Origin of the sequence: Kribbella jiaozuonensis, assembly GCF_005233875.1 — a bacterium.
GTDB lineage: Bacteria > Actinomycetota > Actinomycetes > Propionibacteriales > Kribbellaceae > Kribbella > Kribbella jiaozuonensis.
The window spans coordinates 380,708-394,688 of record NZ_SZPZ01000004.1 but is presented as its reverse complement, the minus strand read 5'-3'; the positions used below and the strand labels follow the sequence as shown (position 1 = coordinate 394,688).

Annotated in this window: 12 protein-coding genes; 9 read left to right on the top strand and 3 right to left on the bottom strand. The window is 68.8% G+C overall.

Translation table 11 applies throughout. The features are described from left to right. Nucleotides 1-26 precede the first annotated feature (26 nt). From FDA38_RS28025 to FDA38_RS28000, 6 genes are all read left to right on the top strand, one after another. Nucleotides 27-1,484 carry a TldD/PmbA family protein gene (locus FDA38_RS28025; RefSeq protein WP_170989898.1) on the top strand — a complete coding sequence of 486 codons (1,458 nt, stop codon included), beginning with the start codon at nt 27-29 and terminating at the stop codon, nt 1,482-1,484. Next, nucleotides 1,481-2,863, top strand: a complete 1,383-nt coding sequence (locus tag FDA38_RS28020) for a metallopeptidase TldD-related protein (protein WP_137257128.1) — start codon at nt 1,481-1,483, stop codon at nt 2,861-2,863. Before FDA38_RS28025 ends, FDA38_RS28020 begins: the two co-directional genes overlap by 4 nt. 73 nt (nt 2,864-2,936) lie before the next feature. Further along, the gene (locus FDA38_RS28015; RefSeq protein ID WP_137257127.1) at nt 2,937-5,192 is read left to right on the top strand and encodes an aminotransferase class III-fold pyridoxal phosphate-dependent enzyme; all 2,256 of its coding nucleotides are present in this window, start codon (nt 2,937-2,939) and stop codon (nt 5,190-5,192) included. Beyond that, nucleotides 5,183-6,193: a proline racemase family protein gene (locus FDA38_RS28010; RefSeq protein WP_137257126.1), complete on the top strand. Its 1,011-nt coding sequence runs from the start codon at nt 5,183-5,185 to the stop codon at nt 6,191-6,193. The genes FDA38_RS28015 and FDA38_RS28010 overlap by 10 nt, the downstream gene beginning before the upstream one ends. After that, nucleotides 6,190-7,014 (top strand): pyrroline-5-carboxylate reductase, encoded by an 825-nt coding sequence (proC, locus tag FDA38_RS28005; RefSeq protein ID WP_137257125.1) that lies wholly within the window; start codon nt 6,190-6,192, stop codon nt 7,012-7,014. The genes FDA38_RS28010 and proC overlap by 4 nt, the downstream gene beginning before the upstream one ends. Nucleotides 7,015-7,027: 13 nt before the next feature. Then, entirely contained in the window at nt 7,028-7,849 is an 822-nt protein-coding gene (locus tag FDA38_RS28000) for a PHB depolymerase family esterase (protein ID WP_137257124.1), read from the top strand. A gap of 22 nt (nt 7,850-7,871) precedes the next feature. On the opposite strand, the gene FDA38_RS27995 is transcribed toward FDA38_RS28000, so the two are convergent. Genes FDA38_RS27995 through FDA38_RS27985 form a run of 3 tightly spaced genes read right to left on the bottom strand, consistent with a single transcriptional unit; the run spans nt 7,872 to nt 9,798 of the window. After that, the gene (locus FDA38_RS27995) at nt 7,872-8,318 is read right to left on the bottom strand and encodes a hypothetical protein (RefSeq protein ID WP_137257123.1); all 447 of its coding nucleotides are present in this window, start codon (nt 8,316-8,318) and stop codon (nt 7,872-7,874) included. After that, nucleotides 8,315-9,070, bottom strand: coding sequence for an ABC transporter permease (locus FDA38_RS27990; protein WP_137257122.1), 756 nt, complete (start codon nt 9,068-9,070; stop codon nt 8,315-8,317). The genes FDA38_RS27995 and FDA38_RS27990 overlap by 4 nt, the downstream gene beginning before the upstream one ends. Continuing rightward, on the bottom strand, nt 9,067-9,798 hold the full coding sequence (locus tag FDA38_RS27985; protein ID WP_137257121.1) for an ABC transporter ATP-binding protein: 732 nt from the start codon (nt 9,796-9,798) through the stop codon (nt 9,067-9,069). The genes FDA38_RS27990 and FDA38_RS27985 overlap by 4 nt, the downstream gene beginning before the upstream one ends. A gap of 107 nt (nt 9,799-9,905) precedes the next feature. Here FDA38_RS27985 and FDA38_RS27980 point away from each other — a divergent pair, with 107 nt between their 5' ends. The 3 genes from FDA38_RS27980 (at nt 9,906) to FDA38_RS27970 (ending at nt 13,973) form a co-directional block, all read left to right on the top strand. Beyond that, nucleotides 9,906-10,580 (top strand): response regulator transcription factor, encoded by a 675-nt coding sequence (locus tag FDA38_RS27980; RefSeq protein ID WP_137257120.1) that lies wholly within the window; start codon nt 9,906-9,908, stop codon nt 10,578-10,580. Beyond that, nucleotides 10,565-11,821, top strand: a complete 1,257-nt coding sequence (locus tag FDA38_RS27975; RefSeq protein WP_202877861.1) for a sensor histidine kinase — start codon at nt 10,565-10,567, stop codon at nt 11,819-11,821. The genes FDA38_RS27980 and FDA38_RS27975 overlap by 16 nt, the downstream gene beginning before the upstream one ends. Before the next feature lie 91 nt (nt 11,822-11,912). Next, complete coding sequence (locus FDA38_RS27970) at nt 11,913-13,973, top strand: transglycosylase domain-containing protein (protein WP_233714967.1); 2,061 nt, start codon at nt 11,913-11,915, stop codon at nt 13,971-13,973. The last annotated feature ends 8 nt before the right edge of the window (nt 13,974-13,981 follow it).

The following is a 13,981-nucleotide window of genomic DNA, read 5'->3' as shown; positions in this document are numbered from 1 at the left end:
AACCTTGTGCATCGGAGGTCCGACTCGTGACTGGTTACCGTGAGCTTGCCGAGGTGGTGCTCGGTCTTCTGCCTGCTGACGTTCAGTTCGGCGACATCCGGGTGGTCCGGCGTACGCACGAGCAGGTCCTGGTGGAGCTCGACGGTCCCGGTGAGGTGAACTACGACGACTCGCTCGGACTCGGACTGCGGGTCCTGATCGGCGGTCAGTGGGGGTTCGCCGCCACGCACCGGCTCGACCCGCAGGGTCTCGACGCCGTTGTCGGCCAGGCGGTCGGCCAGGCGCGGGCCGCCGGTGGCGGCCGGGTCGTGCTGGGCGAACCGGTGACGACGCGGGACACCTGGTCGTCGCCGATGGTCGTCGACCCGTTCACGGTTCCGCTGTCGACCAAGCTCGACCTGCTGTCGGCGACGGTGAAGGAGGCGTCGACGGCCGGGCCGCTGGTCCAGCAGATCGAAGCCTCCGTGGACTTCTACCGCGACGAGAAGGTGTTCGCGAACACCGAGGGCGCGATGATCGAGCAGACGCTGACCGAGAGCGGCGGCGGCCTGATGGTCAACGCCGGCGACGGGAACGACGTACAACGCCGATCGTTCCCGCAGGGAGTGCCACGGCAGATCCGCGGCCAGCGCGGAGACTTCGCGACGGCAGGCTTCGAGCATGTCTTGTCGCTCGGCCTGCCGGAGAACGCGGCCCGGGTCGCGTCCGAGGCGGTCGCGCTGCTGTCCGCACCGCAGTGTCCGGACGAGATCACCACGCTGGTTGCTGGCAGCAACCAACTCGCGATGGTGCTGCACGAGTGTGCGGGCCACCCGATGGAGGCGGACCGCGCGCTCGGGACCGAGGCGAGTCTGGCCGGTGGCACCTACGCGACGCCCGAGCGACGCGGCAACTTCCGGTGGGGTACGCCGATCGTCTCGGCGTACGCGGACGCGACAATCCCCGGCGCACTCGGCTCGTTCAAGTACGACGACGAGGGGACGCCGGCGCAGCGGACCCAGTTGGTGAAGGACGGCATCTTCACCGGCTACATGTCCAGTCGCGAGTACGCCGGCGCTCTTGGCGGCCAGTCGACGGGTCAGGCTCGCGCGGACGGGTGGCAGCGACTGCCGCTGGTGCGGATGACGAACATCTGCCTGGAGCCGGGGGAGTCGTCGCTCGACGAGATGATCGCCGGTACCAAGCGCGGCATCTTGGTCGACACCAACCGCGGGTTCTCGATCGACGACCAGCGGATGAACTTCCGCTTCCAGACGGAGATCGGCTGGGAGATCCGCGACGGCAAGGTCGGGCGGATGCTGAAGAACTGTACGTACCAGAGCGATACCCCGACCTTCTGGGGGAGTCTCGACGCCCTCGGCGGACCGGACGAGTGGAGGGTGCACGGCGTCCCGTCGTGCAACAAGGGTGAGCCGCTGCAGGTCGCCCACGTGGGCCACGGCACCGTGCCGGGCCGTTTCCAGAATGTGCAGGTGGGACGATGAAGAACAGGACAAAGGAGACAGACCCCGCCTCGCTTCGCTCGGCGGGGGTAAAAGAAGCGGACGTCCGTCGGGCGCTGGAGATTCTCGGCGACGGCGCGCGGCTCGACATCCTCGGCGAGCATGCAGATCTCCTGCGGTACGCCGAGTCCGCGATCACCGCTCAGCACAGCGAACGCCGGCTCCGGGTCCGCGTCCGCGTCGACCGGAACGGCCGATCGGTCGCCGGATCGCTGGAGACGCTGGACCCCGACGCGGTCCGCTCCCTCGCGGACCGCCTGAACGCAGCCATCTCCGACCTCCCACCCATCCCGTCCGAGGCAACCCCAGACGCCGTACACGACGGCGGTGATCACTCGGTGGCGACGCCCGTCATCCCGGCGGCTGCGTCGGTGCTCGAATCGGATCCGGCCGTCCGGCACCGCTGGTTCACGACCGTGCGCGACGGCCTGGACTCGTCGGCCACGCTCGGCGGCGCCATCCGGTACGACGTCCTCGATCGGGTCGTTGCCGATGCCAACGGCCTGTTCCGCGCCGAGACGTTGACCAAGGCATCGATCCAGGCGATCGCCAAACAGGACGGCCGGTCCGTGAGCGTCAGGCTGATGCACCGCGACGCCGACCAGCTCCCGATCGAGGAGATCCCCGACCGGCTGCGCGCCGCCCTTCGGCCGCTGCCGACGATCGACGCCCGGCACGGCACCTGCCGGGTGCTGCTCAAGCCACAAGCCGCCAACGCGCTGATCGCCACCTACGGCTACGCGGTCCTCGGCGCGAACGCGTATGCGACCGGGCGGTCGGTCGTCTCCGGCCGGCTCGGCGAGAAGGTCGCCAGTGACCTGGTGACCCTCGTCGACGACGGCTGCGACCCGGACGGGCTGCCCAGCGGATTCGATGCTGAAGGCAACGTTCGGCGGCGGACACCGCTGCTCGAGAAGGGCGTGCTCGTCGGGCTGGTGTCGGACCGTCGCCGGGCCGGCGTCACGGGCGGAGTGCCGACCGGTCACGCCGTACCGGACGGATGGCGGTTCGGGGGAGATCCCGTCCCGTCGCATCTGCTGCTCGACGCGGGTACGTCGAGTGAGGACGAACTGCTGGCCGAGACCGGCAGCGGCCTGGTGGTGAACCGGCTCGACTACCTGCGGGTGCTGCATCCGAAGGAGACGCTCGTCACCGGTACGACGCGAGACGCGACGTACTGGGCCGAGGACGGCGAGCTGGTCGGCTGGCATCCGCAGCTGCGGTTCACGTTCCGGATGGACGACGTGATGAACGCGATCATCGGCATCGGATCGACCCGCGAGCGCTGCGACCAGACGTTCATGGAGAGCGTTGTCGTGCCGTCTCTGTTGGTCGAGGCCGGGCCGCTCGTCCTCCCCTGATCCAGCAGTGCCCCGCGTACGTGCTCAAGCCGCGGGGCGCTGCTGTTCCACCTGCGCGGACGAAGGAGTTGCCGTGGACGTGACGCCGGAACGGACCCCGAGCATGGTCGCCGATCCGCCGGCGGTCGACACCCCGACGGTTTCACAGTCGCTACTCGAGACGTACGGCGTCACCGCGCGCCTGACCGAGTTGCGGAGTGAACGCGACCGGAACTTCCTGGCCGGTACGGACCTGGTGGTGAAGGTCTCCAACTCGGGCGACGACGCCGGCCAGATCGCGATGGAGTGCGCCGCGATGCAGCACGTGGAGGCAGTCGCTCCGGACCTCCCGATACCCCGGCTCCTGCCCACGACCGCCGGCGAACCGATCGCCACCCTCGAAGCCGCTGATGGGCGCGTCCATCAGGTTCGCGTCATCACGGTCCTGCCCGGTGCGGACGCGGATCTGACCGCACTTCCGTCGTGGTTCGCGGCTGAGTTCGGGACGGTCTGTGCGGAGTTCGCCCGGGCGCTCCAGGGGTTCGGCCACCCGGCGGCGTACCGCAAGCTCGACTGGGATCCCCGGCTGGTCGTCGATCTGGGCGGATACGTCGAGAGTGTGCCGGACGAAAGCCGTCGGACGCAGTTGCGTGACCTGCTCGAACGGTTCGCCGGGCTCGAGGACGCGACCCGTGGGTTGCCGGCATCGGTGTTGCACGGGGACCTGACGCTGAGCAACGTCCTGATCGGGGACGGACGGATCACCGGCGTGATCGACTTCGGGGACATGCACCACACCGCCAGGGTCTGCGACCTCGCGATCAGCCTGACGTCGTTGCTGCGCGAGTCCGACGATCTCTGGGGTGACGCCCGGCAGTTCCTGGACGCGTACCAGCGCGTCCTGCCGCTCGACCCCGCGGAGGTCGAGCTGATCGGCGAGTTGGTGCTGGCGCGCTCGGCCGCGAGCATCCTGATCTCGGCCTGGCGGGCGCCGCTGTACCCGGACAACGAGGAGTACCTGACCAGCCTCGTCACCGGTAGCTGGCGGATCCTGGACGAGTGGGCGGCGCTGACCGACCTCGCCGACCGTTTCCATCATCTCTGCGGTACGTCGCGCGTCACGACCGTGGCCGACCCCACGCTGCTGCCGCGACGGCGCGCAGCCCTCGGTGGTGATCTCTCGCCGCTGTTCTACCGGGAGCCTCTGCAGGTCGTGCGGGCGGCCGGGGCCTGGGTGTCCACGGCCGACGGGCGGCGGTATCTCGATGCCTACAACAACGTTCCGGTCGTCGGCCACGCGCATCCGGCCGTCGTACAAGCGATCTCACGACAGGCCGCGATACTCAATCTGAACTCGCGCTACCTGCATCCACATGCTGTCGAGCTCGCCGAGCGACTCGTCACGACGATGCCGGACGGACTGGACACCTGCGTGTTCGTCAACTCGGGCAGTGAGGCGAACGACCTCGCCTGGCGGATGGCTCGCATCGCGACCGGCCGGTCGGGAGTGCTCGTCGCAGACCTCGCGTACCACGGGGTCAGCGAGGCCACGGCTGCCTGGTCGACGAACACCTACCCATCGTCTGCGCGACCTACGCACGTGGGGATCTTCGAGGCACCGCGGCTGTCCGCGGACGGTGAGCAGCCAACCGGCGCAGATGCGCGCGAGCGGGTGCGCGCCGGGTACGACGAGCTGCGCCTGGCCGGGCATGAGGTCGCGTTGCTCGCGGTCGACAGTGTGTTCAGCAGTGCGGGGATCCTGACGCCCGGCGACGACTTCATGCGCGGGTTGCAGGACGAAGTACGAGAAGCCGGCGGGTTGTTCCTGGCGGACGAGGTGCAGGCCGGGTTCGGGCGTGGTGGCCGGAATCTGTGGCGGTTCCTCGACTTCGGGCTGACGCCGGACTTCGTCACGCTGGGCAAGCCGATGGGTAACGGGCATCCGGTCGCGGCGCTGATCACGCGCCGGGAGATCGCGGAGCGCTTCGCGGCGGTCGACGAGTTCTTCAGCACGTTCGCCGGCAATCCGGTGTCGTGCGTCGCGGCGCTCACGGTGCTCGATGTGATCGAGGAGCGGGGCTTGGTTGCGCGGTCGGGTGAGATCGGCGACTTACTGCGCGCCGGGCTGGCCGAGCTGGGTACTCCGGCGCGTGGGCAGGGACTGATCGTGGGGGTGGAGTTGCCGGATGCTCCGGACTTCGCCGAGCGGTTGCGGGAGTACGGCGTACTCGTCGGCACGACCGGACCGGGTGGGGGAGTGCTGAAGATCCGGCCGCCGCTGATCTGGTCTGCTACCGAGGTCGAGTACTTCATTGCGGCGTTCCAGAAAGCGAGAGACCGATGGACCTGATCAGCGTGACCGACTATCACACCGCGGGCGAGCCGTTCCGGATCGTGACGGCGGGAGTGCCTGAGATTCCTGGCGTGAGCGTGCTGGATCGGCGGTCGTACGCGCAGCAGTCGGCCGAGGTCGACGCCGTACGGCAACTGCTGGTCAACGAGCCGCGTGGCCACGCCGACATGTACGGCGGATTCCTGGTGCCGGCCGATGACGACGGGGCGGACCTCGGGGTTCTGTTCTGGCACAAGGACGGCTACTCCACGGCTTGCGGACACGGCACGATCGCGCTCGGCGCCTGGGCGGTGCGTACCGGGCAGGTGGAGGCCGCGGCGGACGGCGACACGGACGTCGTCATCGACGTACCTTCCGGCCGGGTCGTCGCACGGGTCACGTGTGCGGGCGGCGAGGTGCAGCAGGTGGCGTTCCAGAACATCCCGTCGTACGTCGTGGCGCGCGACGTCGAGGTGAAGACCAGCCGGGGTGAGGTGCACGTCGACATCAGCTACGGAGGCGCCCTGTACGCCTTCGTCCCGGCGCGATCGCTCGGCCTTGCCGTGGCACCCGAGCACACCGCCGACCTGATCAGCATCGGGCGCGAGATCAAGTGGGCCTTGAACGACACCGAGTGGGCCCGCCATCCCAGCGACAGCCGCCTCGACGGCATCTACGGCACGATCTTGTACGACGATCTCGGCGACGATGCGGACGGTCCGCACCAGCGCAACGTCACGATCTTCGCGGACGGCGAGCTCGATCGCTCGCCCTGCGGATCGGGTACGTCCGCGCGGATCGCCCTGCTGGCCGCGGACGGCCGGCTGCCGATCGGGCGAACGCTGCGGCACGAATCGATCGTCGGTACGACGTTCCTGGGCCGGGTGCTCGAACAGGTCCAGGCGGACGGGCATGACGCGGTGATCACCGAGGTGGCCGGTATGGCCTACGAGACCGGCCGTGCCACCTTCACGCTGGACCCCAGCGATCCGCTCGGCACCGGGTTCGTGCTGCGATGAAGGGACTCGCGATCGTTGGCGGCGGCAACATCTGCGCTGCCCTCCTGTCCGGGCTGCTCGACGGCGATACCCCGCTCGTCGATCGGGACCAGATCTCTGTGGTCGAGCAGCTGCCCGACAGAGCGGCGTACCTGCGCGAGCGCTTCGGCGTCTCGACCCCCGAGCTGGCCGAGGCCGTCCGAGCGTCAGACACCGTGGTCCTCATGGTGAAGCCGTACCACATCGAGGACCTGCTGCCCCGGCTCGCCGAGCACCTGACGCCCGACCACCTCGTCATCTCGGTCATCGGCGGCGTCAGCACGGCGCGCGTCGAGAGCGACCTGCCGAAGACACCCGTCGTACGCGCGATGCCGAATACGGCAGCCTCGGTCGGCCAAGCCATCACCGCGATCAGCGCAGGCGCATACGCCGAGGACACACACTTGGACCGCGCCGAATCCCTCCTCCGAGCAGTCGGCAAGGTCGTCCGCGTCCCCGAAACGCAGCTGAACGCAATCACAGCCTTCTCCGGCAGCGGCCCGGCGTTCTTCTTCTACTTCGCCGAGGCGCTGATCGACGCCGGCGTACTCCTCGGACTGCCCCGCGCGTTGTCCGAGGAGATGGTGATCCAGACGGCAGTCGGTGCCGCGGCCATGCTCCGCGACTCGGGCGACGACCCGGTGCACCTACGCGCGGCCGTGAGCAGTCCGGGCGGCACCACCATCACCGCCATCCGCGAACTCGAGAAGGCCGGTGTCCGCGGCGCCGTCATGGCCGCGACCGAAGCCGGCCGCGACCGAACCAACCAGATCAGCGAGCAGGCCGACCGGACAGGTCGGTGAATCGAGGACTCCCATGACTGACACCGCGACCGTCTACCAACGCGGCAAGACCCCGATCTTCGCGTCCCGGATCGATCCGCGGCTGCACTACTGCCTCTACGTTCCACGCCGGCTGACCGGCGACGAGCGCGTGCCGCTGGTCGTGATCCAGCACGGTACGGCGCGGTCCGCGACCAACTACCGCGACCAGTCGGCGGACTTCGCCGAGGAGTACGGCGTCGTCGTACTGACGCCGATCTTCCCGGCCGGGCTGGTCGATCCGGCCGACCTGCACAACTTCAAGTTCATCGAGTACCAGGGGATCCGCTTCGACCGGATGCTGCTGGCGATCGTGGACGAGGTGGCGGAGCGGTTCCCGGTCGCGGCCGAGCGGTTCTACCTGCACGGCTTCTCCGGCGGCGGGCAGTTCGCCCACCGGTTCCTCTACCTGCATCCGGACCGTCTGGCCGCTGCATCGATCGGCGCACCCGGCCGGATCACCCAACTGGACGACAGCCTGCCGTGGTGGCTCGGTACGAAGGGTTTCGAGGAGCGGTTCGGTCAGTCGATCGACTTCGACGCGCTCCGCCGGGTCCCGATCCAGCTCGTCGTCGGCTCCGAGGACATCGAGACCTGGGAGATCATGAACCGCGGCGAGTCGAACTGGATGGACGGCGCCGAACTCACCGGCACCACCCGGATCGAGCGGCTCCGCACCTTGGAGCAGAACTACCGCTCCCACGGCCTCGACATCACCTTCGACCTCGTCGACGGCGTCGCTCACTCCGGCCGCAGGATCCTCCCGACCGTCGAGCGCTTCTTCGCCACCCAACTGAAGAACGCCATCGGCAGCTGATCGACGGACAGTACGTGGGTGTTCATCGGGTTCTCCGGTGGCTGAGCAGGACGCCGGCGCCGAGGAGGAGTGGTACGGCGATGGCGACCGTCAGTGCGCCGGTGGTGTCGAGGTTCTGGCGTGGGGCGACGGTGACGTGTACCGCCGGGCCGGCGACGAGGGCGCCGTTCCGGGGGATGAGTACGACGTAGACCGCGAAGTGGCCCGGGTTGACAGCCTGGAACTCCCAGTCGAGCTGGGTCTCGCCGCCGGCCGGTACGGGTTGGGCGACGTCCTGGGTCCAGTCCTCGAGGTCGACGTACACGCCGTCGAGGCTGACGACGTTGAGGTGGGCGATGGCCGCGCCGGGGCTGTTGACGACCGATTCGACGGTGAGGGTTTGGCCCAGCCGTGCGGTGAGTTCGTCGTGGTTCATGGTCACGGTGGGGTTCGCGAGCAGGACTGTCGCGAGCAGATTGAGGATGTTCATCGCGAGCCTGCTGTCAGTCGGACGAGTCGTGGGGCGAAGCCGATCAGAGCGGCGAGCACGACAATGGCGATCACCGTCGGCGCGACGAGGTAGCTGAGATCGTGCGTCCAGCTGCGGCGGTTGACGATGATCGGCGACATGTAATGCAGAGCTGATCCGATCGGGTTGATCCGGGTCAGTGCCTGGCCGAATCCGGTCTTCGGCAACGCGGGAAGCTGGGTCGGGGCGAACAGCACGAGGAGCAGGAGGAGGCCGCCGGCGAGGCTGGCCTTGTTCGAGTTGGACCAGGCGCTGAAGAGCAGGCCGATACCGCCGAGCCCGATCGCGACCAGCGTCCCGACGGTGAGGGCGAGAACGGTGGCCGACCCGGCGCCGCCGAGGACCCACAGGTAAGGGAGTGTGACGATCAGGCAGGCGAGCCACATGGTCGACGCGGCCATGAGTTTGCCGAGCACGATCGCCCGCCGGGAGGCCGGGGTCAGGAGGAGGCTTTCCAGGGTTCCGCGTTCGCGTTCGCCGCTGATCGCGTCCGCGTTGACCACGACGGTGAGCAGGACCCCGACGGCCAGGGCGACCTGGACCGTGAGGTTCACCGCCTCCCGCCGTTCGAGGAAGTTCATCGCCCGGTTGGTCGCGGCCAGGTACGTCATCGCGCTGAGCAGCACACTGAACCCGAACGCCAGGACCGGACCGCGTCCCCCGATCCAGAGGTCCCGGCTCTCGCGTTCGGCGACCACGTGCCAGGCCGTCATGACTGGCCGCCGGGGTTCTCGGTCAGCGCGAGGAACGTCGTCCTCAGGCTGCCCGTACCGGCGACGACCTCGTCGATCGGGCCGCTGGCGCGGAGCTGTCCGTGGTCGAGGATGATCACGGCGCCACAGACTTCCTCGACCTCGGTCAGCGTGTGCGTCGACAGCACCACAGTCGCGCCGCGGCGGCCCGCGATATCGCTGATCGTCGCAAGGATCTCCCGTTGACCGGCCGGATCCAGGCCGAGTGTCGGTTCGTCGAGGAACACGACGACCGGATCGTTGACCAAAGCCCTGGCGATCCCCAGCCGTTGGCGCATCCCACGGCTGTACGTCGAGATCCGGCTGTTGCCGCGATCCGCGAGACCGACCTCGCCCAGCAATCGCTCGGCCACCGTGCGTGCGTCAGTACGGTTCCGGCCGAAGAGTCGCGCGGCATACTGCAGGTACTCCGAGCCGGTCTGACGAGCGGGATAGCCCGCGCTCTCCGGCAGTACGCCGATCCGCTGCCGGATCCGATCCGGCCGATCGCCTGATGTGCCGGCGACCGTGAAGGTGCCCGAGCTGGGCTCGAGGATCGTCGTCAGCAGGCGGATCGTGGTCGTCTTCCCGGCGCCGTTCGGCCCGAGCAGGCCGATCACCTCGCCCGGCTCGGCGCTGAAGGCGAGCGCATCGACGGCGATGCGTGCGCCGTACCGCTTGGTGAGGTCGATCGCCTCGATGGCAGCCATGGGCCGACGGTAGGTCCGGCCGGCTGAACCCTCGCTGAACCCTCGCTGAACCGCTGCATTCAGCCGGGATTCAGCCAGAATGAAGGAGGATCGCCTGGAGGTGGGTGATGCGGGCACTCGTAGTCGAGGACGAGCCGCGGCTGGCGGCCGGGTTGCGCAGCGGCCTGGAGGCCGAGGGGTACGCGGTCGACGTCGCGCTGACCGGCACGGACGGGCTGTGGCTCGCCCGCGAGCATCCGTACGGCGTCGTGCTGCTGGACCTGATGCTGCCCGGGATCGATGGGCTGACGATCTGCCGGACGCTCCGCGCCGAGCAGGTCTGGACGCCGATCTTGATGCTGACGGCAAGGAACGCGGACACCGACCAGGTCCGTGCCCTCGACAACGGCGCCGACGACTACCTGACCAAACCGTTCTCGTACGCCGTACTGATCGCCCGGCTGCGAGCCTTGGTACGACGCGGCGCCGCCGAACGGCCGTGTGTCATCGAGGCGGGAGAGCTGCGGCTGGATCCCGCGGCGAGGACGGCCTGGCTCGGCGCCGACGTACTGGCGCTGACCGCGCGTGAGTTGTCGTTGCTGGAGTTCCTGATCCGCCGACGCGGGCAGGTGGTGTCGAAGCGGACGATCCTCGCCGAGCTCTGGGACGACGACTTCGACGGCGACCCGAACATCGTCGAGGTGTATGTCCGACGCCTGCGCCGGAAGCTCGGCGACGGCTCCATCACCACCCTGCGAGGATCGGGGTACCGCCTCGAGGAGCAGCCGTGCGTGCGCGGGTGACAGTGGCCGCGGTCCTCGTGGTCGGTCTGGCCCTGGTCGGGGGTGCCTTGATACTCGTCGCGCTGCTCGGTTCTGTGCTCACAGATCAGGTCTGCCAAGACGCCCGCGACCGCGCGGCTCAACTGGCCGTGGCCGGTGGAGGCTCGTCGTCATCCACCAGCGAGATCGTCCAGGTGACAGATCGGTCCGGCCGCCTCGTGGGCGGCGGCACACCTCTGGCGTCGCCGGGTTCGCAGTGTGTCTCCGTCGAGCCGCCCGGCCACGGCGAAGACTTCGTGTTCGCGGCGGCGAAGGCCTCGAGCGGCGACGAGGTCGTGGTTGGCCGTCCGCTGGTGGACGTGCTCGACTCGACCCGGTTCGTCCGCCGCGTGCTGGTGATCGGCGTACCGCTGATGATGTTGGTCGTCGGCGCCGTGACCTGGGTCGTGACCGGTCGCATGCTCGCGCCCGTGACGGCGATCCGGCGCGAGGTCGACGAGATCTCCGCGACCGAGCTGCACCGTCGCGTCCCGGCCACTCGCCGGGACGAGATCGGCCGGCTCGGCGCCACGATGAACCGGATGCTCGACCGGCTCCAGACCACCCACGAGGCTCAGCAGCGCTTCGTCTCCGACGCGGCGCACGAGCTGCGGTCGCCGATCGCCACGATCCGCCAGCACGCCGAGGTAGCGGCGGCACATCCCGAGCGAACAACACCGGAAGAGCTGGCGGAAACGGTTCTGGCCGAGGACGTGCGCATGCAGCAACTCGTCGACGACCTGCTTCTGCTGGCCAGCTCAGGCGAGCAGCCCGCCGTTCTGCCGCACACACCGGTCGATCTGGACGACCTGCTCATCACCGAAGCTCGTCGATTGCGCTCGGCGACTGGACTCGCGGTGGTGACGTCCGGCGTGTCGGGCGGCCAGGTCCTCGGTGACGAGTCGGCGCTGACCCGGATGATCCGCAACCTCACCGGCAACGCGGCCCGCCACGCCCGGTCCGAGATCAGGCTGGGCCTGGCCGAGGCCGGCGATACCGTCGTACTCACGGTCGCCGACGACGGACCGGGCATCCCGCCGTCCGAGCGCGCCCGGGTGTTCGACCGGTTCGTTCGCCTGGACGGCGCGCGCGGTCGCGAAACCGGTGGAGCCGGTCTCGGCCTGGCCATCGTTGCCGAGATCGTCCGACGCCACCGCGGCACGGTCACGATCGCCGGAACCTCGACGTTGACGGTCCGCCTGCCGAGCGCCGCGCCCTCGTAGGACTCCGTTGCTTAAAGCAACAGTCTGGTGCTGGATGAGACGGCGCTGAGAGAGCCGTGTGTGGGCTGGGATCGCGAGCTAGCTTGGGGGAGTGCGCACCGGTCGGGGTGGATTCCGGTTGCTGGCGAGGTTGTTCGGCGTCAGTGCGATGGCTGGTGCGCTGGTCGCCGGGCTGGTGGTACCGCTAGCAGGGTTGACAGGGTTCGGCAGCGAGGAGGTGGTGGACTCGCTGCGCGGGTTGCCGCAGCAGCTGACCGCACAGCCGCCGGATGTGCGGACGCGGATCCTGGCCGACGACGGCAGCCTGATCGCGACCCTGTACGACGAGAACCGGGTGCCGGTCGGGTTGGACAAGATCGCGCCGAGCATGCGGCAGGCGATCGTCGCGATCGAAGACTCGCGGTTCTACCAGCACGGCGCGCTCGACCTGCAGGGCACGCTGCGGGCGATGATCCGCAACCACGCCGACGGCACGCAGCAGGGCGGCTCGAGCATCACCCAGCAGTACGTGAAGCTCACCCTGCTGGAGAACGCGCGTACGCCGGCCGAGCAGCGTGCGGCGACCGCGCCGACGTACCAGCGCAAGCTGACCGAGCTCCGGTACGCGATCGCTGTCGAGCAGCAGTTCTCCAAGGACGAGATCCTCGACAAGTACCTGAATCTGGCCAACTTCGGCGACGGGACGTACGGCGTCCAGTCGGCCGCCCAGCACTACTTCGGCGTCAACGCCTCCCAACTCACGCTGCCGGAGGCGGCGATGCTGGCCGGCATCGTGAAGAACCCGAGCGGCTACGACCCGGTGAGCAACCCGATGCCGGCCAAGGACCGTCGCGACACCGTGATCGCGCGGATGCTCCAGCTCGGCGTGATCTCGGTCGCCGAGGCGAACACGGCGATGCGAACGCCAGTGATCGACCTGTCGCAGGTGCGCACCGTGCCGAACGGCTGCGCCAACTCGCCGTACCCCTTCTACTGCGAGTACGTCCTGTCCAAGCTGCTGCAGAATCCGGCGCTCGGCGACACCGTCCAGGAGCGCGACCGCGACCTGAAGACCGGCGGCCTGACGATCCGGACCTCGCTGGACCCGCGGATCCAGGCGGCCGCGCAGCGCTCGGTCGACGAGCACACCAAGCCGACCGACAACACGATCGCCGCGATCACCGTGGTACAGCCGGGGACCGGGCTGGTCGAGGCGATGGTGCAGAGCAAGCCGTACGGCGAGGGCCGCGACGAGACGGCGTACAACTACAACGTCGAGAAGTCCTACGCCGGCGGGTACGGCGGGTTCCAGAACGGCTCGACGATGAAGGCGTTCACGATCGCCGCCGCGATCCAGCAGGGCATCCCGATCGACTACAAGATCAATTCGCCCCAGCAGATCGACCTGAGCGGCGTCCGCTTCCGGACCTGCGACGGCTCCACCCGGGACCTGAACTACCAGCCGCAGAACTCGACCCGGAGCGGTGACTTCACCATGGTCGACGCGGCCCGGTACTCCGTGAACACGTACTTCCTGCAACTTTCCGAGAAGACCGGACTGTGCGCACCTGCGACGATCGCAGCCAAGCTCGGGATGTACAACGCGCAGACGCTGAAGCCGCTGGACCAGGTGGTGTCGTTCACGCTCGGAGTCGGCTACGTGACTCCACTGATGCTCTCCGATGCGTACGCGACCTTCGCCGCCCGCGGTGTCTACTGCCAGCCGCTGCTGGTCACGTCCATCACCGATCAGGCCGGAAAGGCGATCGCGACGCCGGCCGAGTCCTGCAAGCAGGTTCTCCAACCGTGGGTCGCCGATGGTGTGAACCGGGTGCTGAGCGCGGTCATGCAGCCGGGCGGCACCGGCGGCAACCTGTCCTTCGGCAACTGGGACCTGGCCGGCAAGACCGGCACCATCAACAACAACCTCGCCGTCTGGTTCTCCGGTTACACCCCGAACCTCGCCGCGGCGGCCGTGGTCGCCGACGCGACCCCGCCGTACACGAACCTGATGTTCGGCCACCAACTGAACGGCCAGGACATCGCCGACCCGACGGGCTCCGGTACGGCGGGACCGCTATGGGAGTCCGCCATGCGCGAGGCCTTGCAGGGGTTGCCCGTCGAGCGCTTCGTCGCCCCACCCAGCCGGGTCCTCGGCAGCCTGCCGGGCTGACGCGGTCA